Origin of the sequence: Vibrio sp. Sgm 5 (assembly GCF_026241575.1) — a bacterium.
GTDB classification, from domain to species: Bacteria; Pseudomonadota; Gammaproteobacteria; order Enterobacterales; family Vibrionaceae; genus Vibrio; species Vibrio jasicida.
The window spans coordinates 138,775-162,547 of the sequence record NZ_JAPHPY010000007.1 but is presented as its reverse complement, the minus strand read 5'-3'; the positions used below and the strand labels follow the sequence as shown (position 1 = coordinate 162,547).

At 44.8% G+C, this 23,773-nt stretch carries 24 protein-coding genes, 1 pseudogene, 1 riboswitch and 1 other annotated feature; of the genes and pseudogenes, 4 read left to right on the top strand and 21 right to left on the bottom strand.

Annotation, left to right across the window (positions count from 1 at the left end; genetic code table 11):
- The 10 genes and pseudogenes from OQJ86_RS06300 to tet(35) form a co-directional block, all read right to left on the bottom strand.
- A pseudogene (locus OQJ86_RS06300) lies at positions 1–212 on the bottom strand (IS110 family transposase); the annotation flags it as partial.
- 116 nt (positions 213–328) lie between these two features.
- On the bottom strand, positions 329–964 hold the full coding sequence (gene hisIE / locus OQJ86_RS06295; RefSeq protein ID WP_104029490.1) for a bifunctional phosphoribosyl-AMP cyclohydrolase/phosphoribosyl-ATP diphosphatase HisIE: 636 nt from the start codon (positions 962–964) through the stop codon (positions 329–331).
- Complete coding sequence (gene hisF / locus OQJ86_RS06290; RefSeq protein WP_004749837.1) at positions 961–1,734, bottom strand: imidazole glycerol phosphate synthase subunit HisF; 774 nt, start codon at positions 1,732–1,734, stop codon at positions 961–963. Before hisF ends, hisIE begins: the two co-directional genes overlap by 4 nt.
- Positions 1,716–2,453, bottom strand: coding sequence for a 1-(5-phosphoribosyl)-5-[(5-phosphoribosylamino)methylideneamino]imidazole-4-carboxamide isomerase (gene hisA / locus OQJ86_RS06285; protein WP_005390889.1), 738 nt, complete (start codon positions 2,451–2,453; stop codon positions 1,716–1,718). Before hisA ends, hisF begins: the two co-directional genes overlap by 19 nt.
- A gap of 12 nt (positions 2,454–2,465) precedes the next feature.
- A complete protein-coding gene (gene hisH, locus OQJ86_RS06280) occupies positions 2,466–3,080 on the bottom strand; it encodes an imidazole glycerol phosphate synthase subunit HisH (RefSeq protein ID WP_038867122.1) in 615 nt (204 codons plus the stop codon).
- A 26-nt stretch (positions 3,081–3,106) separates the two neighbouring features.
- Positions 3,107–4,180, bottom strand: coding sequence for a bifunctional histidinol-phosphatase/imidazoleglycerol-phosphate dehydratase HisB (gene hisB, locus OQJ86_RS06275; RefSeq protein ID WP_038881446.1), 1,074 nt, complete (start codon positions 4,178–4,180; stop codon positions 3,107–3,109).
- A 71-nt stretch (positions 4,181–4,251) separates the two neighbouring features.
- Positions 4,252–5,292 (bottom strand): histidinol-phosphate transaminase, encoded by a 1,041-nt coding sequence (gene hisC / locus OQJ86_RS06270; protein ID WP_038881448.1) that lies wholly within the window; start codon positions 5,290–5,292, stop codon positions 4,252–4,254.
- Positions 5,293–5,304: 12 nt separating this feature from the next.
- Complete coding sequence (gene hisD, locus OQJ86_RS06265; protein WP_038881450.1) at positions 5,305–6,615, bottom strand: histidinol dehydrogenase; 1,311 nt, start codon at positions 6,613–6,615, stop codon at positions 5,305–5,307.
- 5 nt (positions 6,616–6,620) lie between these two features.
- Positions 6,621–7,517 carry an ATP phosphoribosyltransferase gene (gene hisG / locus OQJ86_RS06260; protein WP_045403500.1) on the bottom strand — a complete coding sequence of 299 codons (897 nt, stop codon included), beginning with the start codon at positions 7,515–7,517 and terminating at the stop codon, positions 6,621–6,623.
- 53 nt (positions 7,518–7,570) lie between these two features.
- Positions 7,571–7,709 (bottom strand) — a sequence feature (His leader region).
- Positions 7,710–7,889: 180 nt separating this feature from the next.
- Entirely contained in the window at positions 7,890–9,491 is a 1,602-nt protein-coding gene (gene tet(35), locus OQJ86_RS06255) for a tetracycline efflux Na+/H+ antiporter family transporter Tet(35) (RefSeq protein WP_265987234.1), read from the bottom strand.
- Positions 9,492–9,600: 109 nt separating this feature from the next.
- A riboswitch (Lysine riboswitch) is annotated at positions 9,601–9,781 on the bottom strand.
- 599 nt (positions 9,782–10,380) lie between these two features.
- On the opposite strand from tet(35), the gene OQJ86_RS06250 reads away from it, so the two are divergent.
- Positions 10,381–10,788: an H-NS family nucleoid-associated regulatory protein gene (locus OQJ86_RS06250; protein WP_038867108.1), complete on the top strand. Its 408-nt coding sequence runs from the start codon at positions 10,381–10,383 to the stop codon at positions 10,786–10,788.
- A 133-nt stretch (positions 10,789–10,921) separates the two neighbouring features.
- On the opposite strand, the gene OQJ86_RS06245 is transcribed toward OQJ86_RS06250, so the two are convergent.
- The gene (locus OQJ86_RS06245) at positions 10,922–12,226 is read right to left on the bottom strand and encodes an inosine/guanosine kinase (protein WP_038881454.1); all 1,305 of its coding nucleotides are present in this window, start codon (positions 12,224–12,226) and stop codon (positions 10,922–10,924) included.
- Positions 12,227–12,342: 116 nt separating this feature from the next.
- Positions 12,343–12,612 carry a hypothetical protein gene (locus OQJ86_RS06240; protein WP_038867102.1) on the bottom strand — a complete coding sequence of 90 codons (270 nt, stop codon included), beginning with the start codon at positions 12,610–12,612 and terminating at the stop codon, positions 12,343–12,345.
- Positions 12,613–12,802: 190 nt separating this feature from the next.
- On the opposite strand from OQJ86_RS06240, the gene mnmA reads away from it, so the two are divergent.
- The 3 genes from mnmA to purB all read left to right on the top strand — a co-directional run bounded on the left by mnmA (position 12,803) and on the right by purB (position 16,097).
- Positions 12,803–13,945 carry a tRNA 2-thiouridine(34) synthase MnmA gene (gene mnmA / locus OQJ86_RS06235; RefSeq protein WP_038867100.1) on the top strand — a complete coding sequence of 381 codons (1,143 nt, stop codon included), beginning with the start codon at positions 12,803–12,805 and terminating at the stop codon, positions 13,943–13,945.
- Positions 13,946–13,955: 10 nt separating this feature from the next.
- The gene (gene hflD / locus OQJ86_RS06230; RefSeq protein WP_038867098.1) at positions 13,956–14,573 is read left to right on the top strand and encodes a high frequency lysogenization protein HflD; all 618 of its coding nucleotides are present in this window, start codon (positions 13,956–13,958) and stop codon (positions 14,571–14,573) included.
- A 153-nt stretch (positions 14,574–14,726) separates the two neighbouring features.
- The gene (purB, locus tag OQJ86_RS06225) at positions 14,727–16,097 is read left to right on the top strand and encodes an adenylosuccinate lyase (RefSeq protein ID WP_265987229.1); all 1,371 of its coding nucleotides are present in this window, start codon (positions 14,727–14,729) and stop codon (positions 16,095–16,097) included.
- 278 nt (positions 16,098–16,375) lie between these two features.
- Here purB and OQJ86_RS06220 read toward each other — a convergent pair whose 3' ends face one another.
- From OQJ86_RS06220 to htpX, 9 genes are all read right to left on the bottom strand, one after another.
- Positions 16,376–16,912 carry a DUF3833 domain-containing protein gene (locus OQJ86_RS06220; RefSeq protein WP_416236444.1) on the bottom strand — a complete coding sequence of 179 codons (537 nt, stop codon included), beginning with the start codon at positions 16,910–16,912 and terminating at the stop codon, positions 16,376–16,378.
- Positions 16,912–17,496, bottom strand: coding sequence for a chalcone isomerase family protein (locus OQJ86_RS06215; RefSeq protein WP_265987228.1), 585 nt, complete (start codon positions 17,494–17,496; stop codon positions 16,912–16,914). Before OQJ86_RS06215 ends, OQJ86_RS06220 begins: the two co-directional genes overlap by 1 nt.
- Positions 17,456–17,968, bottom strand: a complete 513-nt coding sequence (locus OQJ86_RS06210; protein ID WP_265987227.1) for a DUF2878 domain-containing protein — start codon at positions 17,966–17,968, stop codon at positions 17,456–17,458. The genes OQJ86_RS06215 and OQJ86_RS06210 overlap by 41 nt, the downstream gene beginning before the upstream one ends.
- A 6-nt stretch (positions 17,969–17,974) precedes the next feature.
- Complete coding sequence (locus OQJ86_RS06205) at positions 17,975–19,231, bottom strand: SAM-dependent methyltransferase (RefSeq protein WP_265987225.1); 1,257 nt, start codon at positions 19,229–19,231, stop codon at positions 17,975–17,977.
- Positions 19,225–20,043 (bottom strand): DUF1365 domain-containing protein, encoded by an 819-nt coding sequence (locus tag OQJ86_RS06200; protein WP_265987223.1) that lies wholly within the window; start codon positions 20,041–20,043, stop codon positions 19,225–19,227. Before OQJ86_RS06200 ends, OQJ86_RS06205 begins: the two co-directional genes overlap by 7 nt.
- A 1-nt stretch (position 20,044) precedes the next feature.
- A complete protein-coding gene (locus OQJ86_RS06195; RefSeq protein WP_265987221.1) occupies positions 20,045–21,355 on the bottom strand; it encodes an NAD(P)/FAD-dependent oxidoreductase in 1,311 nt (436 codons plus the stop codon).
- Positions 21,356–21,367: 12 nt separating this feature from the next.
- Positions 21,368–22,093 (bottom strand): SDR family oxidoreductase, encoded by a 726-nt coding sequence (locus OQJ86_RS06190; protein WP_265987219.1) that lies wholly within the window; start codon positions 22,091–22,093, stop codon positions 21,368–21,370.
- A complete protein-coding gene (locus OQJ86_RS06185) occupies positions 22,090–22,509 on the bottom strand; it encodes a nuclear transport factor 2 family protein (protein ID WP_038867072.1) in 420 nt (139 codons plus the stop codon). The genes OQJ86_RS06190 and OQJ86_RS06185 overlap by 4 nt, the downstream gene beginning before the upstream one ends.
- A gap of 222 nt (positions 22,510–22,731) precedes the next feature.
- On the bottom strand, positions 22,732–23,601 hold the full coding sequence (gene htpX, locus OQJ86_RS06180; protein ID WP_038867070.1) for a protease HtpX: 870 nt from the start codon (positions 23,599–23,601) through the stop codon (positions 22,732–22,734).
- Between the last annotated feature and the right edge of the window lie 172 nt (positions 23,602–23,773).

Sequence of the window (23,773 nt, the reverse complement as noted above, 5' to 3'; positions counted from 1 at the left end):
CGATGCCCATAGGCTTCACACTTTCTCGCAAGCCAGTGAGCACCACCACAGGCTTCAAAAGCGATGATGGTAGGTTCAAGTACAGATAAGAAACGGAGTAGTTGGCTTCGACTAAACTTACGGCGAATAACGTCTTTGCCAGTGTGATTGTTGCCAACCGCATGAAAGCAGTGCTTGCCTAAATCGATACCTAAGATGTGAATGGTAGACATATGGTTCACCTCGTTCTGAGAGCCTACTCTAAGCGTAGGGCTTGAGAGTGAGGCGGACCATATAATTAGCCCCTAGACTCTTGAGCCATAGGGGCTTTCATTTATTTATAACAGGCTTATTTATGACGCTCTTTCAGTTTATTCACTACGTCATTCATCGATAAGCCTTGGTCTTGAAGCAATACCATTAAGTGGTAAATCAAGTCTGCCGATTCACACACTAACTCCGCCTTATCGCCCGACGTCGCCGCAAGCGCGACTTCAACGCCTTCTTCGCCCACTTTTTGCGAAATACGCTTGGTGCCACGGGCATAAAGACTGGCAGTATAAGAGGAATCTGGGTCGGCACTCTTGCGGGCAGCCAATAGTTGCTCAAGTTGATGAAGCCACACCATTTGTGACTCCTCTTGAGGGTCCACATCCCAGCAAGTTGTGTTACCCAAGTGACACGTAGGACCAATGGGATTCACTTTCACCAGTAGCGTATCGTTGTCACAATCGAGTTGCATGTTCACTAGTTGCAATACGTTGCCAGAGGTTTCACCTTTCGTCCAAAGACGCTGCTTGGTACGAGAGAAAAACGTCACTTGACCCGTTTCGCCCGTTCTTGCCAACGCATCTTGGTTCATGTAACCCATCATCAGCACTTGGCTTGATTGGAAATCTTGTACGATGGCAGGTACCAGACCATCCACCTTTTCCCAGTTGATTCGCTCAGCTAGCGAACTTACTTCGGCGGCTTTCACACTCATAGTCGTACCTCAATGCCTTGTTGTTTCAAATACTGCTTTAGTTCACCAATATTGATGACTTGCTTATGGAATACCGATGCGGCAAGCGCGCCATCCACATTTGCTTTTTGGTAGGCTTCTGCGAAGTGCTCCATGGCACCTGCACCACCCGATGCAATCAATGGCACGTTACACACTTCACGCACCATATTAAGTTGTTCAATATCGTAGCCGTTACGCACGCCGTCTTGGTTCATCATGTTCAATACGATTTCACCAGCGCCACGCTTTTGTACTTCTTGCACCCAGTCACGAGTTTCCCATTGAGTTGCTTTGGTGCGTTCTTCATCACCAGTAAACTGGTAAACCTGATACTTACCCGTCTCTTTGTCGTAGTATGAATCGATGCCAACAACGATACATTGAACGCCAAATTTATCAGCTAGGTCAGTAATCAGCTGCGGATTTGCCAATGCAGGTGAGTTGATAGACACCTTGTCTGCACCAAACTCAAGAATGCGCGCTGCATCTTCCGCTGATTTAATACCACCAGCCACACAGAAAGGAATATCAATCACTTCAGCAACGCGAGCGACCCAACTTTTATCTACGACACGACCATCACTTGAAGCGGTAATATCGTAGAACACAAGCTCGTCAGCGCCCTCTTCAGCATAACGCTGTGCCAGAGGAACGATGTCGCCAATGATCTCGTGGTTACGGAACTGAACGCCCTTTACCACTTGTCCATCACGAACATCAAGACATGGAATTATTCGCTTTGCCAGCATGCAAACGCCTCCTCTGCTGTGAACTTACCATCTAACAACGCACGACCAACAATCACGCCAGCCACACCGCTGCCTTTTAGCGCTTCGATATCCGCTAATGAGCCAATGCCACCTGAAGATTGAAACTGCACTTGTGGGTACTGTTTGCATAGGTCAACGTAAAGCTCTACGTTTGAGCCTTCTAGCGTACCGTCACGAGAAATGTCCGTACAAAGCACGTGCTGCAAACCTACCGTTAGGTAATCGTTGATCAGAGCTTCGATGGTCACCCCTGAATCTTCTTGCCAACCAGAAATCGCTACTTTACGTGTGCCGTCTTGGTCGATGTTGATGTCTAGCGCGAGAACGATTTTCTCTGCGCCATACTTTTCCATCCAGCCTTTCACAAGCTCTGGCTGTTTTACTGCTGTTGAGCCAACGACAACACGCTGCGCACCAGCTTCTAACAGATCAATCACGTCTTGCTCTGTACGCACACCACCACCGATTTGGATGTTCGCTGGTGTGCTTGCTAGTAGCTTTGCAATCAAATCAAGTTGGCGTGCTGTCGTGTCTTTCGCGCCAGTTAAATCCACCAAGTGCAGCCAGTTAGCACCCGCTTGGTGGTACAAGTTGAACTGCTCTGCTGGGTCGACTTTGTACTCGGTTACTTGGCCGTAATCACCTTGATAAAGGCGAACCACCTGTCCTTCAATTAAATCAAGAGCTGGAATAATCACACTAAATCCCTTTTATAATTCTAAGAAGTTTTGAATAAGCTTCGCGCCCGCTTTTGAAGAACGCTCAGGGTGGAATTGTACGCCGTAGTAGTTCCCGCTTTGTACTGCTGCTGTGAACGGGTTACCGTATTCACATTGAGCAATCGTGTAATCCCCAACAGGCATTGCAAAGCTGTGCACGAAGTAGAAATACTCTCCTTCTTCAATACCTTTGAAAAGTGGATTACCTGCTTTTGCAGACACGGTATTCCAACCCATATGCGGCAGTGGCAAATCGCCAGTTTGTAGTAGCTTCACTTCGCCATCACAAAGTCCAAGACACTCAACCAACTCATCGGCTTTCTGCCCTTTCTCTTGAGACACTTTGCCCAACAGTTGCATGCCTAAACAGATACCTAACAGCGGCTTTTCTACCTGTTTTACCAAGCTGATCAGATCGCGCTCTTCTAGGTTTTTCATCGCTTCGCTAGCGGTTCCCACGCCCGGTAGGAATAGCTTATCTGCCGACAATACAACTTGCGGATCTTTTGAAATTGTTACGTCATAGCCTAGGCGTTCAATAGCAAACTTCACCGAAGAGACGTTGGCACAGCCAGTATCGATAATGACAACTTTCTGTTCTGTCACTGTTTTTCTCCTTGCTAACGTTAGCCTTAAAGCACGCCTTTACTACTTGGTAGCTCAGTGCCTTCTACTTTGATTGCTTGGCGCAAAGTACGACCAAACGCTTTAAACAAGCTTTCAATGATGTGGTGATCATTGTTACCCGCAGAAGACAGGTGCAGCGTACACGCTAATGTGTCAGTCAGAGAGCGGAAGAAGTGAACCACCATCTCTGTTGAAAGATCACCTACTTGCTCACGGCTAAACTGCGCGTCGAACTTGAGGTAAGGACGACCAGATAGGTCTAGTGCACATTGTGCTAAACACTCATCCATTGGAAGACTAAAGCCAAAACGACCAATACCACGTTTGTCACCCAGTGCTTCTTTCAACGCTTGACCCAACGCAAGAGCGGTATCTTCTACTGTGTGGTGATCATCAATGTGCAGGTCACCTTCCACTTTGCACACCATTTGAAATCCACCGTGCGTCGCGATTTGATCCAGCATGTGGTCAAAGAAGCCAAGACCTGTAGAAATATCGTTACCGCCTTGCTCATCAAGATTAACGAATACTTTGATGTCTGTTTCTTTTGTGGTGCGAACCACTTCAGCAACGCGAGCCTTCACGGTGAGATCTTTGAGGATCTGTTTCCAACCCATGGTTTCTGGGTTGTATTGAATGCCACGAATTGCCATGTTTTCTGCAAGTTGAAGATCGGTTTGACGGTCGCCAATCACAACGGAGTTTTGGAAATCAACTTTGCCACCTTGAAGGTAATCTTTTACCAAGCCTAATTTAGGCTTACGGCAAGAGCAGTTATCTTCATCGAAGTGAGGACAAATCAGCACGTCATCAAACTTCACACCCTGAGATTCAAAAATCTCCATCATCATATTGTGTGGAGCATCAAAATCTTCTTGTGGGTAGCTGTCAGTACCTAAACCATCTTGGTTCGTTACCATCACTAGACGGTATCCAGCGTCCTGCAACGACAACAGGCTTGGGATAACAAATGGCTCTAGCTTTAGTTTGTCTAAACGGTCTACTTGAAAATCAATCGGCGGCTCAACAATTAAGGTACCATCACGATCAATAAAAAGGATTTTTTGTTGTTTGCTCACTCGAGAACTTCCTTATTGCTATTCTTTTGGCGCTCCCGCTATTGAGCGAGAGCGATTAATTTTATCTCTACTTATGCGTAGTAGTTTCTAATAAATCCAAGCGTTTTTTCGCACTCGTCGCGGTTACCCACGCTGATACGCACACAGTCTTCGATTGGCGAGTTACGCAGGATAATCCCCGTATCCCAAGCTGCTTTGAAAACATCATCGCCATCTGGGAATTTCACCAATAGGTAGTTACCCCATCCTTCAAAAACTTCCAAACCCGGAATCATTGAAAGGCCAACTTGCAAGTAAGCACGGTTCGCGTTCAAATCGAGCACTTGGAACTTCGCTCGCGCTAAACCAGCTTCTGAAAGCGCCTGAGTCGCAATTTCTGCCACTGGAACCGGGACTGGGTACGGTGCGATAACTTTAAGAAGTACATTAATCAGCTCTTCGTTCGCAAGCGTAAATCCACAACGCAGACCTGCAAGCGCAAAAGCTTTCGACAGAGTGCGCAGAATTGCGAGATTCGGGTATTGTGCCAGTAAATCTACCGTTGATGCTTCCGGGCAAAAATCAATGTACGCTTCATCCATCACCACGATTGCACGGTCTTTTGTCATCTCAAGCAGAGAGACAATATCTTCACGCTTGACCAAGTTACCTGTTGGGTTGTTTGGTGAACATACGAAAACCAATTTGACGTTATCCAGATTGGCTTCGATGCCTGCAAGGTCTAGTTGCCAATCTGACGTTAGCGGCACGGTTTTACGCTCGACACCAATGGTTTCTGCGCTGATAGCGTACATACCGTAAGTCGGTGGACAGTATAAAATCGCATCTTCACCCGGCTCACAGAATGCACGAATCAGTAATTCAATACCTTCATCTGCACCACGAGAAGTCAGCGTTTGTTCTGGTTTTACACCCGCATAGGCTGCGTAAGCAGAAATCAGTTCTTTAGGCTGACATTCGCTGTAACGATTAAGGCGAGCGAAGTCTGTTTTGTATTCATTGTTAAATGGCGATTCGTTGGCGTTCAGCCATACGTCACCTGTACCACCAATTCGACGAGCCGACATATAAGGGGTAAGTTGTTGGACTTGTTTGCGCGCTAGCTTTTCCATCTCAATATCCTCTTACTTAGCTGCCAGTTTTTCTGTGCGGGTTAGTTTCTCAGTACGGATTGTCACTGCACGTTTGTGCGCATCCAGACCTTCTGCTTCCGCCATCGTTACCACTGTTGGCGCAAGGTTCTTTAGACCATCAGCAGACAGTTCTTGAACCGTCATACGCTTGGAGAAATCAGCCAAACCTAAGCTTGAATACGTGCGTGTGTAACCGTAAGTAGGAAGAACGTGGTTCGTGCCCGATGCGTAATCACCTGCTGATTCAGGCGACCAATCACCTAGGAAGATAGAACCTGCGTTATCTAATAGAGGTAGAAGCTCACGAGGGTTCTTAGTCTGAACAATTAAGTGCTCAGGACCGTAATAATTTGAAATCGAAATAGATTGAGTGAGAGACTCAGCAATAATAATCAAGCTTGACGCCAATGCTTGCTCGGCGATCTCCGCACGAGATAGCTCCTTAAGCTGACGTTGAACCGCATCCGTCACTTGATCCGCAATAACAGGAGAAGGCGTCACAAGTACCACTTGAGAATCAGGACCGTGCTCTGCTTGGCTCAAAAGATCCGCAGCGATAAAGTCTGCATCTGCGGTTTCATCAGCAATCACAAGCACTTCAGATGGACCTGCAGGCATATCAATCGCAGCACCGCGGAAATCATTGCTAACCTGACGTTTTGCTTCCGTCACATAAGCGTTACCTGGACCAAAGATCTTATCAACTTTAGATACAGTCTCTGTGCCATAAGCCATTGCAGCGACGGCTTGGCCACCACCAACGTTGTACACTTCATCAATGCCGCACAGTTTAGCTACGTACAGAATCTCGTCAGCGATTGGCGGTGGAGAGCAAAGCACCACTTTACGACAACCTGCAATTTTTGCAGGAACACCGAGCATTAGAACAGTCGAAGGCAATGGCGCACTACCGCCAGGAATGTACAAACCCACTTTTTGAATTGGGCGCGTTACCTGCTCACAAAGGACACCCGGCTGAGTTTCTACTTTAATTGGTTGTGGCTTTTGTGCTTTATGAAACTTCGAGATGTTTGCATAAGCTTGCTCAAGCGCGCCTTTCATCTTTTCAGAAAGGCGAGCAGACGCCTCATCGATTTCTTGAGCTGATACACGAATGGATTCCGGCTTCACACGGTCAAACTTCTCAGTCAGCTCCAATAATGCAGCATCACCCTCTTTACGAACTTTTGCGATTACTTCAGAAACCGCAGCAGTGATGTTTGCGCCTTCTGCGATTGCCGGACGTTCTAGAATCGAGTCTTGTTGAGTTTCACTCAGCGATTGCCATACAACTGTTCTCATTGCGATTACTCCATCATTTTTTCAATTGGTAGTACCAGAATTGAGCTCGCACCCAGTTCCTTTAGCTGTTCCATGGTTTCCCAGAACAGGTTTTCAGTACTTACCAAATGAACCGCAACTTTTTGCTTGTCAGCAGATAGAGGCAATACCGTTGGGTCTTCTGCACCCGGTAATAGAGACTTAATTTGCTCAAGCTTCTCAGCAGGCGCATGTAGCATGATGTATTTTGATTCTTTTGCTTGCTGCACGCCTTGCATACGAGTCAATAGCTTATCGATAAGCGCAACTTTATCGGCGTCAAACTCACCTTTGCGTTGAATTAACGTTGCCTTCGACTTAAAGATAACTTCGGCTTCTTTTAGACCATTGGCTTCTAGCGTAGCGCCAGTAGAAACCAAGTCAGCGATAGCATCTGCTAGACCAGCTCGAGGCGCAACTTCTACAGAGCCTGTCAGCATACAAGTTGAGAACGGTACACCCGCGTCATCCATGTAAGCTTTAAGCAGTTGCGGGTAAGTCGTTGCGATGCGTTTGCCTGCTAGATCTTGAGGACCGTTATATTCTTCGTCTTTGTCGATTGCGATAGACAAACGGCAGCCGCCAAAATCAAGACGACGAAGCTGAACAAAGTCATAAGGTTCGCCCAAAGCTTTACGGTCTAAACGAACTTCTTCTAATTCATTCTCACCAATAAAACCTAGGTCAACAACACCATCCATAATTAAACCTGGGATGTCATCATCGCGAACTAATAACAAATCAATGGGCATATTTTCAGAATGAACGACAAGACGCTCACCCATTACATTGAATTTCACACCACACTTTTTCAATAGAGCTTGGCTCTCTTTACTTAGGCGGCCTTTTTTCTGAATTGCGATTCTTAAGCGTTGTGTTTGCATTGCTTTATCCCTGTGCCAGATTCGATAATCTAAATATTTTATAAACCAGTAAAACTAAAAAACCCTCGAGAGATTTTGGTCTCCCGAGGGTTTGAAATCTGTTTACACTTTGATTTTCACCTCCGGGAGTATCCTGTCTCCCGGGTATGCGCGCATCTCCCGAAAGACTAAATTGGGTGATGATGGTGATGAATGTTCATTACAAAATTGCGCATACTTATTTCAAGGCTCGTCTTAGTTGCTTTGTTAGTAACCACACTAACCAAGCTGATTCTTTTTTTCAACCCTTAATTTTAAAAAAAATCGAATTGTATAATACAAATAAAAAAGGAGGCCGAAGCCCCCTTTTATTTTATTTTAATTATCAATCAATTAAGCGTTCTGACATGATGCCATTTTTGACTTAGAAAGCCATGACAAAATTGCGCAAACGATAACAAAAGTAATCGACGCAGCAATGAAAGAGAATACGATAGACGCAGTCATACCAAGAGCGATAAAGCCCACGCATGAAACAAGCGCGACTGATAATGCATAAGGCAACTGAGTCGATACGTGATCAATGTGATTACAACGGGCACCTGTCGACGACAGAATGGTCGTATCAGAGATTGGTGAACAGTGGTCACCGAATACCGCACCTGCCAGCACTGCACTCAACATTGGCAGCATAAGCGCTACGTCTGTTGCACCTGCCATGTCGCCCGCGATAGGGAGCATGATACCAAACGTGCCCCACGACGTACCTGTCGAGAACGCCATTAAGCCAGATAGCAAGAATAGGATGACTGGTAGCCAATGCGGATTAATATTGCCCTGAGCCATAGTCGATAGGTAAGAACCTGTCTTCATGTCACCGATAACAGAGCCGATAGTCCAAGCAAACACAAGGATAAGGATCGCACCAAACATTGACTTCGCACCAATCCAAAGTGTGCGGCCAATTTCCGCCATTGGGATGCCTTGCTTAAGTACAGTAAATAGTGCAACCGCAAGGCCCAGCAAGCTACCGTAAACTAAAGAAGTACCTACATCAGTGTTCTCGAACGCACCAAGGAGCGCAAACTCTTTACCGTCAGCGGCTAGGGCCTGCCCACCTGTGTAAAGCATAGAAGCGATCGTAGCAATGATAAGCGTAACGATAGGGAGAACTAGGTCAGAAACTTTACCCTTCTCGCTTTCACGAATATCTAGCTCTTCGTTTAGTTCATGTGCTTCTTGCGTGTCGTTTTCTTTGTCTTTTTCAAAACCACGGCCCTGAGAGGCTGCAATTTCGTGCTCACGCATTTTACCGATATCAAGACCGAACCACGCTACTGCAAATACCATAAGTAGAGCAAATACAGCATAGAAGTTCATTGGAATAAGACGAACATACGCACCGAGTGCTGAGTATTCAGTGATGCCGTGTGACACCAAGATACCGCCGATGATCGTAATGATGTAAGCACCCCAGCTTGAAGCAGGCATAATCACACACATAGGAGCTGCGGTGGAGTCTAGAATGTACGCCAGTTTAGCGCGAGACACATAGAAACGGTCTGTTACTGGACGAGAAATCGCACCAACAGCAAGACTATTAAAGTAATCGTCGACAAAAATGAACACGCCTAAGAAGGCAGCAAGAAGTTTAGAGCCACGTTTACTTTTAACTCGTGTTTGCGCCCATTCAGCGAAAGCGCGAGTACCACCAGATAGCGTCAATAGCGCCGTTGTCATACCTAAAAGAATTAGGAAACCGACAATACTCATGTTCCAAGTGTTAAGACCGCCGTCTTCAATAAAGACAGAAGAAACTTGAGCACTCACATAACCTATCGTGTTACCGATAGACCAATCATTAAGCAGAATCGCACCAAGTACGATACCTACACCAAGAGAAACTAATACGCGTCGAGTTAAAATCGCCAGTGTCAAAGCGACAATCGGCGGTAGTAACGAAACAGGAGAATGTGCAAAATCTATTAAATTCATGATCTTCAAAAACCAAAGTTTGGCTAGAGATCTACTGCAGACAAGTCACGTAGCATACGGTACGTGCTCATGTTGAACTTAGCGACAGGGAAGCGAACACTCCACCCAACCCTACAGTAGCGCTCCATAGTTTAATGTAAATATACTATGGCAGTGTTGTTCCTTTCAGAGACAACCCCAGCAAGTGGTTTTGATAGGCCACTTACTTCGGCAATCTTCGCCTTCCACTATTATTCATTGGCATCACCCCAATAATAGCTACTCTTCGAGACTGCACCTCTACGGCAACAACAAATAATTAACCATTAATTGTACAAATTAACAACAAATTATCTGCAATATTGCATCAGGTGACAGCCATTGTACTCATGAAGACCTCCAATGCAACACATCAAACTAAATTAAATGAATAAATAATCGCAATTTTGATTTATAAATAGAATGTGAGCCACCTATAGATTGAGCAACTGCAATCACGACAATGCTGTCTTTTATGAAACTTTATTACTACCATCAATTCTTCATGTTTTGTGCTCTAACAATAAATGAAAGAAATATGACATTCGGTTTTCCCTCTTTTCCTACTTTTCTGTCAGATTGAGAGAAATAGAATTCAACATATAAATAAAGAAACCACTAATCGAGAAAAACGCAGTATCTATAATGAAAAAACTGAGGTTAAACTCAATTAAGAATTCATATCTGTAAATTAATATTGCTTTATTACGAAAAAACCCAAGAAATTTAATCTAAATCATGAATTAGCATTTGCACATATGAGAAAGATAAAGTTAAATATAAGGACTCTATGTTTTATTTCTCGTTTAGCATTTAATTAATCGTATCGATAACTAGTGTTGAACCTTTTAACCTATTAATAGGAATCGTTATGTCAGAGCTGACTAAAACACTTCTAAATATCCGTAGCCTTCGTGCATTCTCTCGTGAGCTGACTCTAGAACAATTGGAAGAAGCTCTAGATAAATTAACTATCGTTGTTGAAGAGCGTAAAGAAGCTGAAGAAGCTGACCGCGCAGCACTTGCTGAGCAAGAAGCAAAACTTGCAGCTATCGCTGAGCAAATCGCTCAAGACGGTATCGACGTTGAAGCACTAATCAGTGCACTATCTGGCGAAACGAAGACTAAAGCGAAAGCTAAACGCGCTCCTCGTCCAGCTAAGTACAAGTACACTGACACTAACGGCGAAGAAAAAACTTGGACGGGTCAAGGTCGTACACCTTCATCAATCCAAGAGCAACTTGATGCAGGTAAATCTCTAGACGATTTCCTAATCTAATAAAAGATTTATGAAATTAAAAAAGGTTCCCAAATGGGAACCTTTTTATTTATCTGTAAATAGATACAAAAATGGCGCATTTGGAATGCGCCATTTTTCGTATGCTAGGAATTACCTAATTCAACGTGATTAATTAACGTTCCCAGTATGCTTCTTCCAAACTATCTTCACGCTCCGGCAGGCCGCGAGAAAGACGTGGAGAGTGTTGAACTAACACTTCATAACTTGCACGGTTTGCGTATTTACAAACTTGAGAGAATGAAGAGTAAGTTAAATACTCATTGCTGTGCTTGCTTGAGTTAGGCACATTTTCTTTGTGGTATTTATTTGCCGCCATATCATGAAGAACTGCAGACAATGCCGCATCACCTGCGCCATTGGTGTTCTTAATTTTTTCTGGGCCACCCATGTATGGAGAGATATGTGAATATACTTTAATTGCATTCTCGCACGTATCTTTCTTCGCTGGGCGACTAAATTCGAAACGGTTAAATTCAGCAATAGAACCAGGAAGTAATGGCAAAGAAGTTTCACGTTTCGCGCTATCTTCAGTGTAACCAGCCATAAATAGGCCAACAGGGCCAGAAGTACAAAGCACTAGATCAGCCCAATCTAACGTTTTATCCGATGCTGCTAGAGGATCAGATTCGCCCGTTAATGCTTCCGCTTCATCTTCATTCATTGCAACAACAGAAACGTTATCGCGAATAAACTCTTGCCAGAATGTAGGGTCATCTTGAATAACGAATTTGGTACCTAGCGTTAATACAACAGGTACATCGTGTTTCTTCGCGTATTCAATCGCACGCATCGTTGCTTCCGGCATTGGGTCGCCTTCTTTACAACGAACAAGGTATGCAGTCAGTACTAAAGCCGACGCACTCTTGAAAATCTTTTCAGGGATATTGTCTGGGTGAAGTTGGTTCATTTGACCTTCGCTGATAGCGAAAGTACGTTCACCGTCTTCAGTAATAAGAGCAAAACAACGACCAATTGCACCCTCAACACCTTGTAGGTAGTTCAGATCCATGCGGCTTGATGTGTTACATAAGTAACGGTAACCGTAGCTGCCGATTTTGATATCTTGGCTCATTACACCCAGAAGCGTTGAGCGGTCATCTGCCAACACAGAATAATTGTGTAGCGTATTACCAATCGTGCCACCTGCATACTCATTGGTAATTAGGCATTCTTCTTTTAATTGTTGATAAAGCGCTTCTGCTGTTGCGTCATCAATTACCAACGAGTGTCCTTTACTCAAACCGTACTTTTCAATCACATCCGTTGTAACTTTCGCCTCAATATCAACCAGAGTCTGATCAATACCAATGATGTGAGTGCGCGTCATCTTTTTGCTTTCTTGTGCTTGGCTCACCAATGGGTCACGAGCATGAACAGGAAAATAGTGCTTCGATTTGCGTTGTCCAGGAAATTTCATATTGTTAGTCTGAGTAAGGGATGAAAAGGAGAACGGATTCTATACCGCTGACAATAAAGCAGCAATAAAAGCGATTATAGCAAACGTTTGCACCCTGCTTTTTATTTTCTAGCGCTCTATTCGCCTTCCATGAAACCCAAATCAGGCAGCTGTTCGAGGTGTTCGGTATAGCGCTTTAGATTGAATTCACCTTCATTTTTCATCACATCGAAAATCTCGATAGACATAGCACACGCCATCATCGCAACCGCATCTTCACGTGGTGTGCCAGTCATCATCAAACGCATTAACGTCTCTTTGACTTTAATAGGGTTACCATCTTCAAGTTGATTCTCTACAATTTCAATCAACTCAGCTTCTTGCATAAATTGGTTTTCTTCAGTCATTTGATTTTTCCTCTTGGATTTTTGCCAACTATGCCATATATAACCCTTCTATACTTATCGAATTTAACGCTCACGTTCGTATTTGGATAAATTTAAGCCAAAATCGAAGTGTGATTTCGATCTCGGATCTGTCACCGGTCTGTGGATTCTGTTAGAATCTGCGTCCCGTTTATTTAAGTGGTGTTTAGTAATGTCTGATAACAGCCAAAAGAAAGTCATCGTCGGTATGTCCGGCGGCGTTGATTCATCTGTTTCTGCGTATCTTCTAAAGCAACAAGGCTACCAAGTAGAAGGCCTGTTCATGAAGAACTGGGAAGAAGATGACAACGAAGAATATTGTACAGCAGCAGAAGACCTTGCTGATGCTCAAGCAGTATGTGACAAGCTGGGCATTCACCTACACACCATCAACTTTGCTGCTGAGTACTGGGATAACGTATTTGAGTACTTCCTTGCAGAATACAAAGCTGGTCGTACACCAAATCCAGACATTCTTTGTAACAAAGAAATCAAGTTCAAAGCATTCCTAGAGTTCGCTGATGAAGTGCTTGATGCAGATTACATTGCAATGGGTCACTACGTACGTCGCTCATTCCCAGAGAACGCTTTATCTGGTGAAGAACAGGAAAAACCACAGATGCTACGTGGTCTCGATGGCAACAAAGATCAAAGCTACTTCCTGTACACATTAAGCAACGAGCAAATTGCACGTAGCCTATTCCCTGTTGGTGACCTAGAGAAGCCAGAAGTTCGCCGCATTGCGGAAGAGCAAGATCTAATCACCGCGAAGAAGAAAGACTCGACGGGTATTTGTTTCATCGGTGAGCGCAAGTTCACTGAGTTCCTCGGTAAATACCTACCTGCGCAACCTGGCAACATTGAAACACCAGAAGGCGAAGTGATTGGTCAACACCAAGGCCTGATGTACCACACGCTTGGTCAGCGTAAAGGTCTTCACATCGGTGGACGTAAAGGCGGCGGCGGTAACGAAGACCCATGGTTCGTTGGCGAGAAAGATCTAAAGCGTAATGTTTTGATTGCGGTACAAGGTAAAGACCACCCGATGCTAAAATCAGAAGGCCTACTTGCATCACAACTTCACTGGGTAGATCGTGAACCAATTCGCGATGTTATGAAGTGCACAGTGAAAACACGTTACCGTCAGGAAGATATTCCTTGTACAATCATCCCTATCGATGATGAGAACATTAAGGTGATCTTTGACGAACCACAAATTGCCGTGACGCCAGGTCAATCGGCCGTGTTCTACAAAGATGACGTGTGCCTAGGTGGCGGCATCATCGAGCAACGCATTAAATATTCTCAAGCTTAGGAGTCGTTACGTGGCGAATACACTTTATGACCGTACTATCGCTTTCGCAGGCATTTGCCAAGCTGTTGCATTGGTTCAACAGGCAGCGAAAGACGGACATTGTGATCAAGATGCCTTTGAAACGTCAATTAACGCCATTATCAATACAAACCCAGCGAACACTATTGGTGTCTTTGGTCGTGAATCCGACTTAAAGCTGGGTCTTGAGTGCTTAGTGAAAGGGATTGATAGCACCCCGTCAGGGAGTGAAGTTACTCGCTACATCATTAGCCTAATGGCATTAGAGCGCAAGCTAACAGGCCGCAACGATGCAATGTCACAACTTGGTGACCGTATCCAAATGGCTCAGCGTCAAACGGAACATTTTGAATTGCTGGACGATCAAATGATCAGCAACCTAGCAAGCATTTACTTGGATGTTGTTAGCCCTATCGGCCCTCGCATTCAAGTTACCGGTACCCCATCCGTGCTGCAACAAACCTCTAACCAACACAAAGTTCGCGCGTTGTTGTTATCAGGTATCCGTAGTGCAGTACTCTGGCGCCAAGTTGGCGGTAAACGTCGCCACTTAATCTTTGGACGCAAAAAGATGGTCGAGCAAGCACAAATTCTTCTTGCTCGTATGTAATAAGGTAATAAATAAGCAGCTCGCGTTTATCGCGAGCTCATTTTTTTCTACCAAAACAAATCCCGCGCAAACGTTTGCGCAATATTCGTGACAATTGCCACAGTTATTGGTATAAAGCTCACGAAATTTAGAAACCCAATTCAGGAGAACATCATGGAACTGTCAGCATTGACTGCTGTTTCACCAGTAGACGGTCGTTACGGAAGCAAGACAATTGCGTTACGCGAAATTTTCAGTGAGTACGGTCTACTTAAGTACCGTACTATCGTTGAAATCCGCTGGCTACAAAAGCTTGCTGCTACTGCTGAAATTGCAGAAGTGCCAGCGTTTAGCATAGAAGCAAACCAATTCCTAGACGACCTTGCTGCAAACTTCTCTGAAGAAGATGCGCGCCGTATCAAAGAGATCGAGCGTACAACTAACCACGACGTTAAAGCGGTTGAGTACTTCCTCAAAGAGAAAGTAGCAGACGTTCCTGAACTGCACGCAGTAAACGAGTTCTTCCACTTTGCATGTACTTCTGAAGACATCAACAACACATCACACGCTCTAATGCTTAAAGAAGCGCGTGAAACTGTGATTCTTCCAGAAATTCGCAACCTAATCGACGCAATCAAAGCGCTTGCTGTTGAATACCGCGACATCCCACTTCTGTCTCGTACACACGGCCAGCCAGCTTCTCCATCTACAATGGGTAAAGAAATGGCAAACGTGGCGTACCGTATGGAGCGTCAATTCAAGCAAATCGAAAACGTTGAGATCCTAGCAAAAATCAACGGTGCAGTAGGTAACTACAACGCACACCTTTCTGCTTACCCAGAGCTAGATTGGCACCAGTTCTCTGAAGAATTCATCACTGAATCTCTAGGCGTAACTTGGAACCCTTACACAACTCAGATCGAGCCTCACGATTACATCGCAGAACTATTCGATGCGGTTGCACGCTTCAATACAATCCTGATTGATTTCGATCGTGACGTTTGGGGTTACATTGCACTAGGCCACTTCAAGCAAAAAACCATTGCTGGTGAGATCGGTTCTTCAACAATGCCCCACAAAGTTAACCCAATCGACTTTGAAAACTCTGAAGGTAACCTAGGCCTTGCGAACGCAGTATTCGGTCACCTAGCACAGAAACTGCCTATCTCTCGTTGGCAACGTGACCTTACTGACTCTACGGTTCTACGTAACCTTGGCGTTGGTGTTGGCTACGCAATCATCGCTTACACTTCAACGCTAAAAGGCATCAGCAAGCTAGAAGTAAACCGTGAAGCGCTTCTTGCTGAACTCGACAAGAACTGGGAAGTACTAGCAGAGCCAGTGCAAACCGTAATGCGTCGTTACGGCATCGAGAAGCCATACGAGAAGCTAAAAGAGCTGACTCGTGGTAAACGTGTAGACGGCGAAGCAATGCGTAACTTCATTGACGGTCTTGAGCTTCCTGAGCACGAGAAAGCACGCCTGAAAGAGATGACACCAGCTAACTATATCGGTCAAGCAATCGAGCTGACAGACAAGCTGTAAGATTCGGGATTCGGGATTCAGGATTCAGGATTCAGGATTCAGGATTCCAAAAAAATTGTGAGGGTTGACGTGAAAGCATCAACCCTTTCTTTATTTTAGGGGTAACAGGCTTCGCCCCACAGAACGCTACGCTTCGGGGTAAGGGATAAGACTCGATTATATCCATTCAAAAGGCATCTTTGCCAACACTTCCAAAGTTAAGCTTCCCTTTACTAAAATACTAGTTCCTCACTCTCGGTTCCTAGAGCGAAGCGCTCCCGCAGCTCGATTCTTTATTTCTATTGCCTCTGGAAGAAAAGAGTAATCGTCCCTACTTCAACGCCAAATTTCTTAATCTTGGTGAGATTAAACACGTGCATTTCATCCTGGCGATAAAGCCAATCATCAAACGACACCATGATAGTTGAATCATCCATTTTCAACTCGAAGTCATATTGCCATTGCAGCGCATTACCCGTCTCTTTACCGGTCGCTACACCAATAATGTCGTCCGCTTTCCCTTGATAAGTACCATCTTCGAGTCTGGTAATGACCCATATACGCTGGTCAAGCTCGCCATCATCAAAGACAAAATCTTCCACCAGTGTTAGCTCATTGCCTTTCACTGTACCGACGATGTCGACCTCGAAGCGACGCGTTTGCTTATCGGTGTAATCCTGCACCATTCCCCATGCTTTGACATCACCTTCGAAATAGCCGAACAAATCGAAGGCTGGAGTAGCGGGTTGGTAATTGTCGATATCAGCAGAACACGCGCCAAGCAGTGTTACCGCTGCGACAATCGAAGTTTTTAAGATACGCTTTAGTACTTTCACTACCTTACCTGCCCAATAAGTTGTTTACGAAGTTTAGGAAATTCAGTTTTTGGTGATAACCAAATAGATAGAAACGCATCATTGAGTCGCTCATCCTTAACATAACCAACTATCTGATAAGGCTTGCTGCCCGCTTGTCGATAGATAAGTCGCCCTGTTTTTCCATCAGTGAGGTAGGTAAGCTCATCGCCTTTTTTGATATTAGGGAACATGGTGCCAAATTTAGAGATCCAAGCCTGACGGTAAGCTTGCGTGAAACCAAGCTTTTGCCATTGTTCATCCGTCACATCAAGAAGTTGCTGCTTGCTAATGTCTCTTTGATAATTAATTTCGAGCGCAAATGGGTGAGGAGAAACGTCATTAGAGACGAGGTACTGTCCGTCTGGCGCTTTCAAGGTTGACTTATAAACATCAAAAACGAACCAAGTAAGTTGTGCTTCTCCAACCGTTTGCCACAGCTGCCACATCGGTAAAGCGCTTGTTCCTGTAATCGTCTGAGCTTGTGAAGGCATCACAAAAAGTAAAGCCGTCATCAACAAACTGTTAGTCAGGTTCTGTTTCCAATTTCTCTTCAAGCTTTTCATTTCCGTATACCCTGAGTATCAAAAGCATTACTAAACTCCATTCGACAAACAAAATTGCGAGGGTAATGCTTGTGTTGAATCCAAATTCAACGGCTTGGAGCTTGTAACCAGCAAAGTAGCTCGCTGTTCCTCCGATGCCGCCTACTACTGATACGTAGTTTTTTGGGAAACGGTACAAAATTGACTTGAGTTGGTAGGCATACCAAGAAAATAAAACCCACAAGCAGACAAGCCACATGGGCAACCAAACAGTTGGGAATAGGAGGACAGACAGTTGCTTGTTGAGAGTGTCAAGTACCAAGCCCATGAACACGACTATGGCAACACTTTTGAGAGCGAAGGGCTCGACTCTCCAACAATACACCAACGTTAGTAACGTAAGCACTAACGTCAGCCATTGCCATTGATAGGTTCCAAGCACGGCGGCGAACCAGCAGAGTTGGAACCATGTTGATGCAATAAACAGTCTCATAAAGGGTTACGGACGTTGAAAAGTCATATGCACAGCACTGATGGTTCGAGCTAAAAAGCCCCCTTCACAGTAGCTCAAGTAGTAGCGCCACATTCGTACAAATCGGTCATCGTAGCCAAAGCTTCTGACTTCATGCTCTGCTTGATTGAATCGGAAATGCCATTCATTAAGCGTTTTCGCATAATCTAGACCGATATCGAACAAATCTCGAGTCACCAAATCACTGTGCTTGGTTGTCGCTTGTGTTAACGATGTTACCGAAGGTAGAAAGCCCCCAGGGAAAATGTACTTTTGAATAAAATCGACGTTGTTGCTGTAGTAATCGTAACGCTGGTCAGCAATAGTTATCGCTTGAATGGCCATCAAACCACCTGACATCAGCAAAGATTCACATTTCTTAATGTACGACGGCAAGAACTGTTTACCGACCGCTTCGATCATTTCAATAGAAACCAACTTATCGTACGTTCCGGTTAAGTTTCTATAATCTTCTTTCAGCAGCGTTACTTTGTCTGTTAAGCCACGCTCTTTGATTTTCTGCTCAGCGTAAGCATGTTGCTCTTCAGAGATGGTTGTCGTCGTAACTTTACAATCGTATTGCTCGGCCATGTAGATCGCCATAGCGCCCCACCCTGTGCCAATCTCGATAACATGATCGCTAGGTTTGAGTTCGAGCTGTTGGCACAAACGATCCATCTTATTGATTTGTGCCTGTTCCAATGAGTCGCTCTCTTGGTTATACAGTGCTGATGAATACAGCATGTTGGTGTCAAGAAACGCTTCATAGAGGTTATTACCCAAATCGTAATGTGCGTGTATATTCTTGCGCGAATTCTCTTGAGAGTTTCGGTTTGTCCAGTGACTAAATTTATACAATATCTTAGTCAACCAACTGCCTTGCTCTTCAAGTCTATCGAGGGCTCGCATGTTGAGCGCCATTAGCTTCATCAGTGCAGTCAAATCTGGGCTATCCCACCAGCCGTCCATGTAAGCTTCACCCGCTGCAATGCTCCCGCCTTGCAAAATGCGGGAGTAAAAACCAGGATGCTTCACCTCTATCGTTGCGACGACGGGCGAACCTTTGTAATCACCATTTGGTGTAGAAAATCTCTCACTGCGCTCGGTTGTTTCTGTCTTGAAGCTTTCAATCACAGTTAAGCAGCCGATTTCCATTTTCTGTAGACACTGAAAAAGAACCCCACGAGCCGCTTTTTGTGTCGTCGTCAATTCTCGCGGCATCGCCATAGAAGTCGTGTTTAACATGCAGAGTTCTCCTTATGCTTATTATTTTTCTCGTCTTCACTCACTTGCTCAGGTACAGCTGTGTCTGGTTGAGCATACTTAGGGTGTGAGTAAAAAGGCGCGCCTTTAACCCAGAGTTTTAGTGCGTGCCAATAAATGCCAACCATTACTTTTACCGTTTGAATCGGTGTAACGATCAAGCACTTAAGTAAGCTTTTACTCAGAAAAGGTTGCCCTTTCATCGCCATCGTCGCGTCAAAGTGTTTTTCGCCTTTGTGACACTCGAGATGGATATTAAGTTTGTCGGTCAACGGTTTTATCTTCCAATGGTAACGCTGGTCGATAGGGTTAAATGGCGAGACGTGAAATGCTTTGTCTTGTTCCCAACCAAAGTGTTCATCATCCTTATCCGCAGCAACCGCGTAATAATGGCATTCATTCCAAGGGGTATTGCTCACTTCTGCGAGAAGGTACTGCCATTCGCCTTTATTATCGTAAACGTAGTAAAAGTTCACAGGGCTAAAATAAAGACCGAGATAGCGCAAGTGGCAAACAGCAATAACTTTCCCCGAACAACGAACACCGGTTAATGTTTCAACTTTTCTTTGTACTGCTGATTTAATGCAACCTTCACCAATGTAATCGCTGCGCTTGAAACGAGCCCAGTGCCACCAACGTGAACCAAAGCCCCATACATTCTTCTCTAACTCGACAAGCTCATCGACATCAATCGCAGGCATGAACAGAGAGTAGTTCAGTTCATGCTTAACTGGGGTAAATCGGCGATGACGAACATTGCCAATAAATAGTCTGCTGTTCATCTCGCTCCCCATATCATGCCGCGCCTTTTTCAAAAGGAACCACATTTTGATCGCGGTACTTTTCTTCCAAGCCTTTCACTACGTCAAGAGCACTACGTACACCATCTTCATGGAATCCGTTGTACCAATAAGCGCCACAGAACCAAGAGCTTTGCTTTCCTTGCATCTCATATTTGCGCTGCTGCGCTGCTATCGACTCCGTGGTAAATACAGGGTGATGATAAGTGAATGAGCGTAGAATCTTGTTTGGGTTGATTTGATTGCTACTGTTCAACGTTACGCAAAACGTATGCTCTGATTGAACGTGCTGAAGAATGTTCATGTTATAAGTCAGCGAAGGTAGACGTTGCTGCTCGCCGTCACTGCCATCCAACAAATAGTTCCATGCCGCCCACGCCGCCTTGCGTTTTGGCAACAAACTAGTGTCCGTGTGTAAAACCACTTCATTCGCTTGATAAGTCATATTGCCCAAAATATCTTGTTCTAGAGGCGAGATTTCATCGAGCATTTTCATCGCTTGATCACTGTGACAGGCGAAGATAACGTCATCAAACCAATACGTCTCACCATGTACCTGAACACCTACACCGTTGTCACTTCTAACGACTTTCTCAACCGGGCTATTGAGTCGAATTTTATCTGCAAAGCCTTTGGTCAGTGGTGGGATGTAAGCGCGCGAACCCCCTTTTATTACATACCATTGCGGTCGGTTAGTCACATCTAACAAACCGTGGTTTAAGAAGAAGCGTAAGAAGAACATGAGTGGAAACGCACGCATGTCCGCTAACGTCGACGACCAAATCGCGGCACCCATCGGCAATATATAATTGTCAGAAAAGAAAGGACTGAATTTGTGCTCGTCAAGAAACTCGCCCAGCGTCTGTGAATCTGTTGATTGCTCATTGGCAAAACGTTTTGCCAGCTTGTTGAAGCGAAGAATTTCGAAAATGAAACGATAAAATTTGGGGTTTGCCCAGTTACGCTTTTGCGCAAACAGCGTTGAAACCGTATGGCCGTTATACTCTAACCCGTTGCTGTCATTTCGTACGCTGAAACTCATTTGTGTTGGTAACCCTTCCACACCTATCTCGTTCATCATTTGGATGAAATTAGGGTAAGTACGGTCGTTGTAAACGATAAACCCAGTGTCAATAGCGTAGTCTTTGCCAGCAACGTTCACATCGACAGTGGCTGTGTGTCCACCAATGTAGTCGTTGGCCTCAAATAACGTCACGTCATGTTCTTTGTGTAAGTAGTAACCGCAAGTCAGGCCAGAAATACCCGTTCCAATAATCGCGACTTTTTTTCTTCCTACCGTGTTCATGCTTCTTCCTTCTTATGATACGAGTTTTGCGGTGAGCCGAGCTTGCCAGCTGTATGGAAGCAACGAGATAAAACGTAGTATTCCGGTGAATCTCGCTGGGAAATAAATATAGCTTTTGCCTGCATCCAATTGTTTTCTGATGGCTTCAGAAGCCTGATTGACCGAGATAATCATCGGCATATCAAACGTGTTTTTGTGTGTTAAAGGGGTTTCTACAAAGCCGGGAAATACGGTTACGACTTTGATGCCTTTCGCTTTCAAATCTACGGCAAGTGTGCGTGCGAAATAACTGACAGCAGCTTTCGATGCTCCGTAGGCTTCAGCGCGAGGCAGCGCGATTTCAGAGGCAATAGAGCCGACGATCACAACACGGTGGCCGCGTTCGAATTGCGACTGGCACGCTTCGACACAATTCGCGACACCAACGACATTAACGTTCATAACACGCGCCATAAGTTGTGCATCTACCAAACCGTCATCCATATATTCACAGTCTCCCGCATTAAGCATCCATGTCTCAGGGGTAAACGGCAACGCATTGAGTGCGGTCTGCGTTTGTTCATAGTCAGTTATATCAAATCGCAATGTAGCGATATTTTGAGATGAAGCTTCTAGCTCTGACAGAACCGCTTGATTCCGACCACAAGCGATGACCTTCCATCCAGCTAGGGCGTAATCGAGTGCGAGTTGTTTGCCGATACCCGACGTTGCTCCAGTTATCAAAACCGACTCTGTCATTGCCCTAACCTCTGCTTAATGGTTCTCACTACTGACCCTAGCAAAGGTAAGTTTTCATAAAGCATCTCACCCAAATCGAAATAGTCTCGGTGATAAATAACCTGTCCCTCGCAAAATTTAAGATGCGATACGCCGTTAACAAGGATCGGGGCGCCTTTCTGCAACTTTGGATGCTGAAGATCCATCGTCCATGTCAAGAACCCAGTTTCTCCAACTTGTTGGTGATCATGAATAACAAAGTCGCAGCGTATTACATTGGAATATAGCGACTGAAAATAATCAGAAAGCGCAGGCCATCCCTCTAGGCGATGAGCAGCATCTTCAAACACCACATCCTGGTGGTATACCCCTTCAAGCAAATGCAAATTCGCTTTGCTCAACTTCTGATATATGTTGCCAACTGACTGAATGTCCATTTCTATACTCCTACGCTACTTCAACAGTTGTACAAAATTATTATATGTACAAGATAGACCAAACAAGAAAAGTTGTACAAAAATATTTTTGTATAACTTTGTTTCTGTAGAGTGATACGTGATGAAGTACGGTAGCGATCAACAGAAACAAAAAAAGGCTTGGTTAAAAAACCAAGCCTTTTCATAGGATTAACTATTTATCTGCTGAATAATTACGAGCAGTTAGTATTGTTGGCTACGAAGTGCAGCAATGCGCTTGTCTAGTGGTGGGTGGCTCATAAGAAGCTCTGTGATAGATTGCTTACCATTGATACCAAACGCCATCATTGTGCCGTCTAGTTGAGATTCGTGGCTCATCTTCAAGCGCTCAAGCGCAGCAATCATCTTCTCTTTACCGACCAATTGAGCAGCACCCGCATCAGCGTGGAATTCACGGTGACGGCTGTACCACATGGTTAGGAAGCTTGCTAGGAAACCGAATACCAGTTCTAGCACCATTGAAATACCAAAGTACACCATCATGTTAGTGCCTTGGCCTTCTTCATCATCATTAGATGCCACGATGTTTGCGATAAAGCGAGACAGGAAGATAACGAATGTATTCACCACGCCTTGCATCAATGTCATGGTTACCATGTCGCCATTAGCAATGTGACTCACTTCGTGTGCCAATACTGCTTCAGCTTCATCACGCGTCATGTTGTGTAACAGACCAGTAGAAACCGCAACCAGAGAGTCATCGCGCTTTGCGCCTGTCGCAAATGCGTTGATATCTGCAGCATCGTAAATTGCCACCGTTGGCATACCAATGCCCGCTTGTTGAGCTTGACGACCAACAGTTTCCAACAACCAATGCTCAGTCTCATTACGTGGGCTCTCGATGACCATACCGCCAACAGAACGTAGCGCCATGCCCTTCGACATCATTAATGAGATAAACGCACCACCAAAGCCGAACACTGCGGCCATGACAAGTAGACCAGATAGACTGCCTGGTTGCATTCCAGTTACAGCGTAAACAATATTCAGAACAACACTAAGAACCAGCACAACGGCTAGGTTAGTTGCTAGGAATAACATAATTCGCTTCATTACTTTTCTCCGAGGAAGCTTATCGTTTTTTAGAACAGGTTGTTTTTCAAGACACCTATTTTTAAAACGGATTATTATAAGAACACCTTGTTATAAGAAACAGAACGCTACAAAAGGCATTTCTGCTTGGTTTTGTGTTCCGTTGCGTTATAGATATAGTCTATCCGCGATA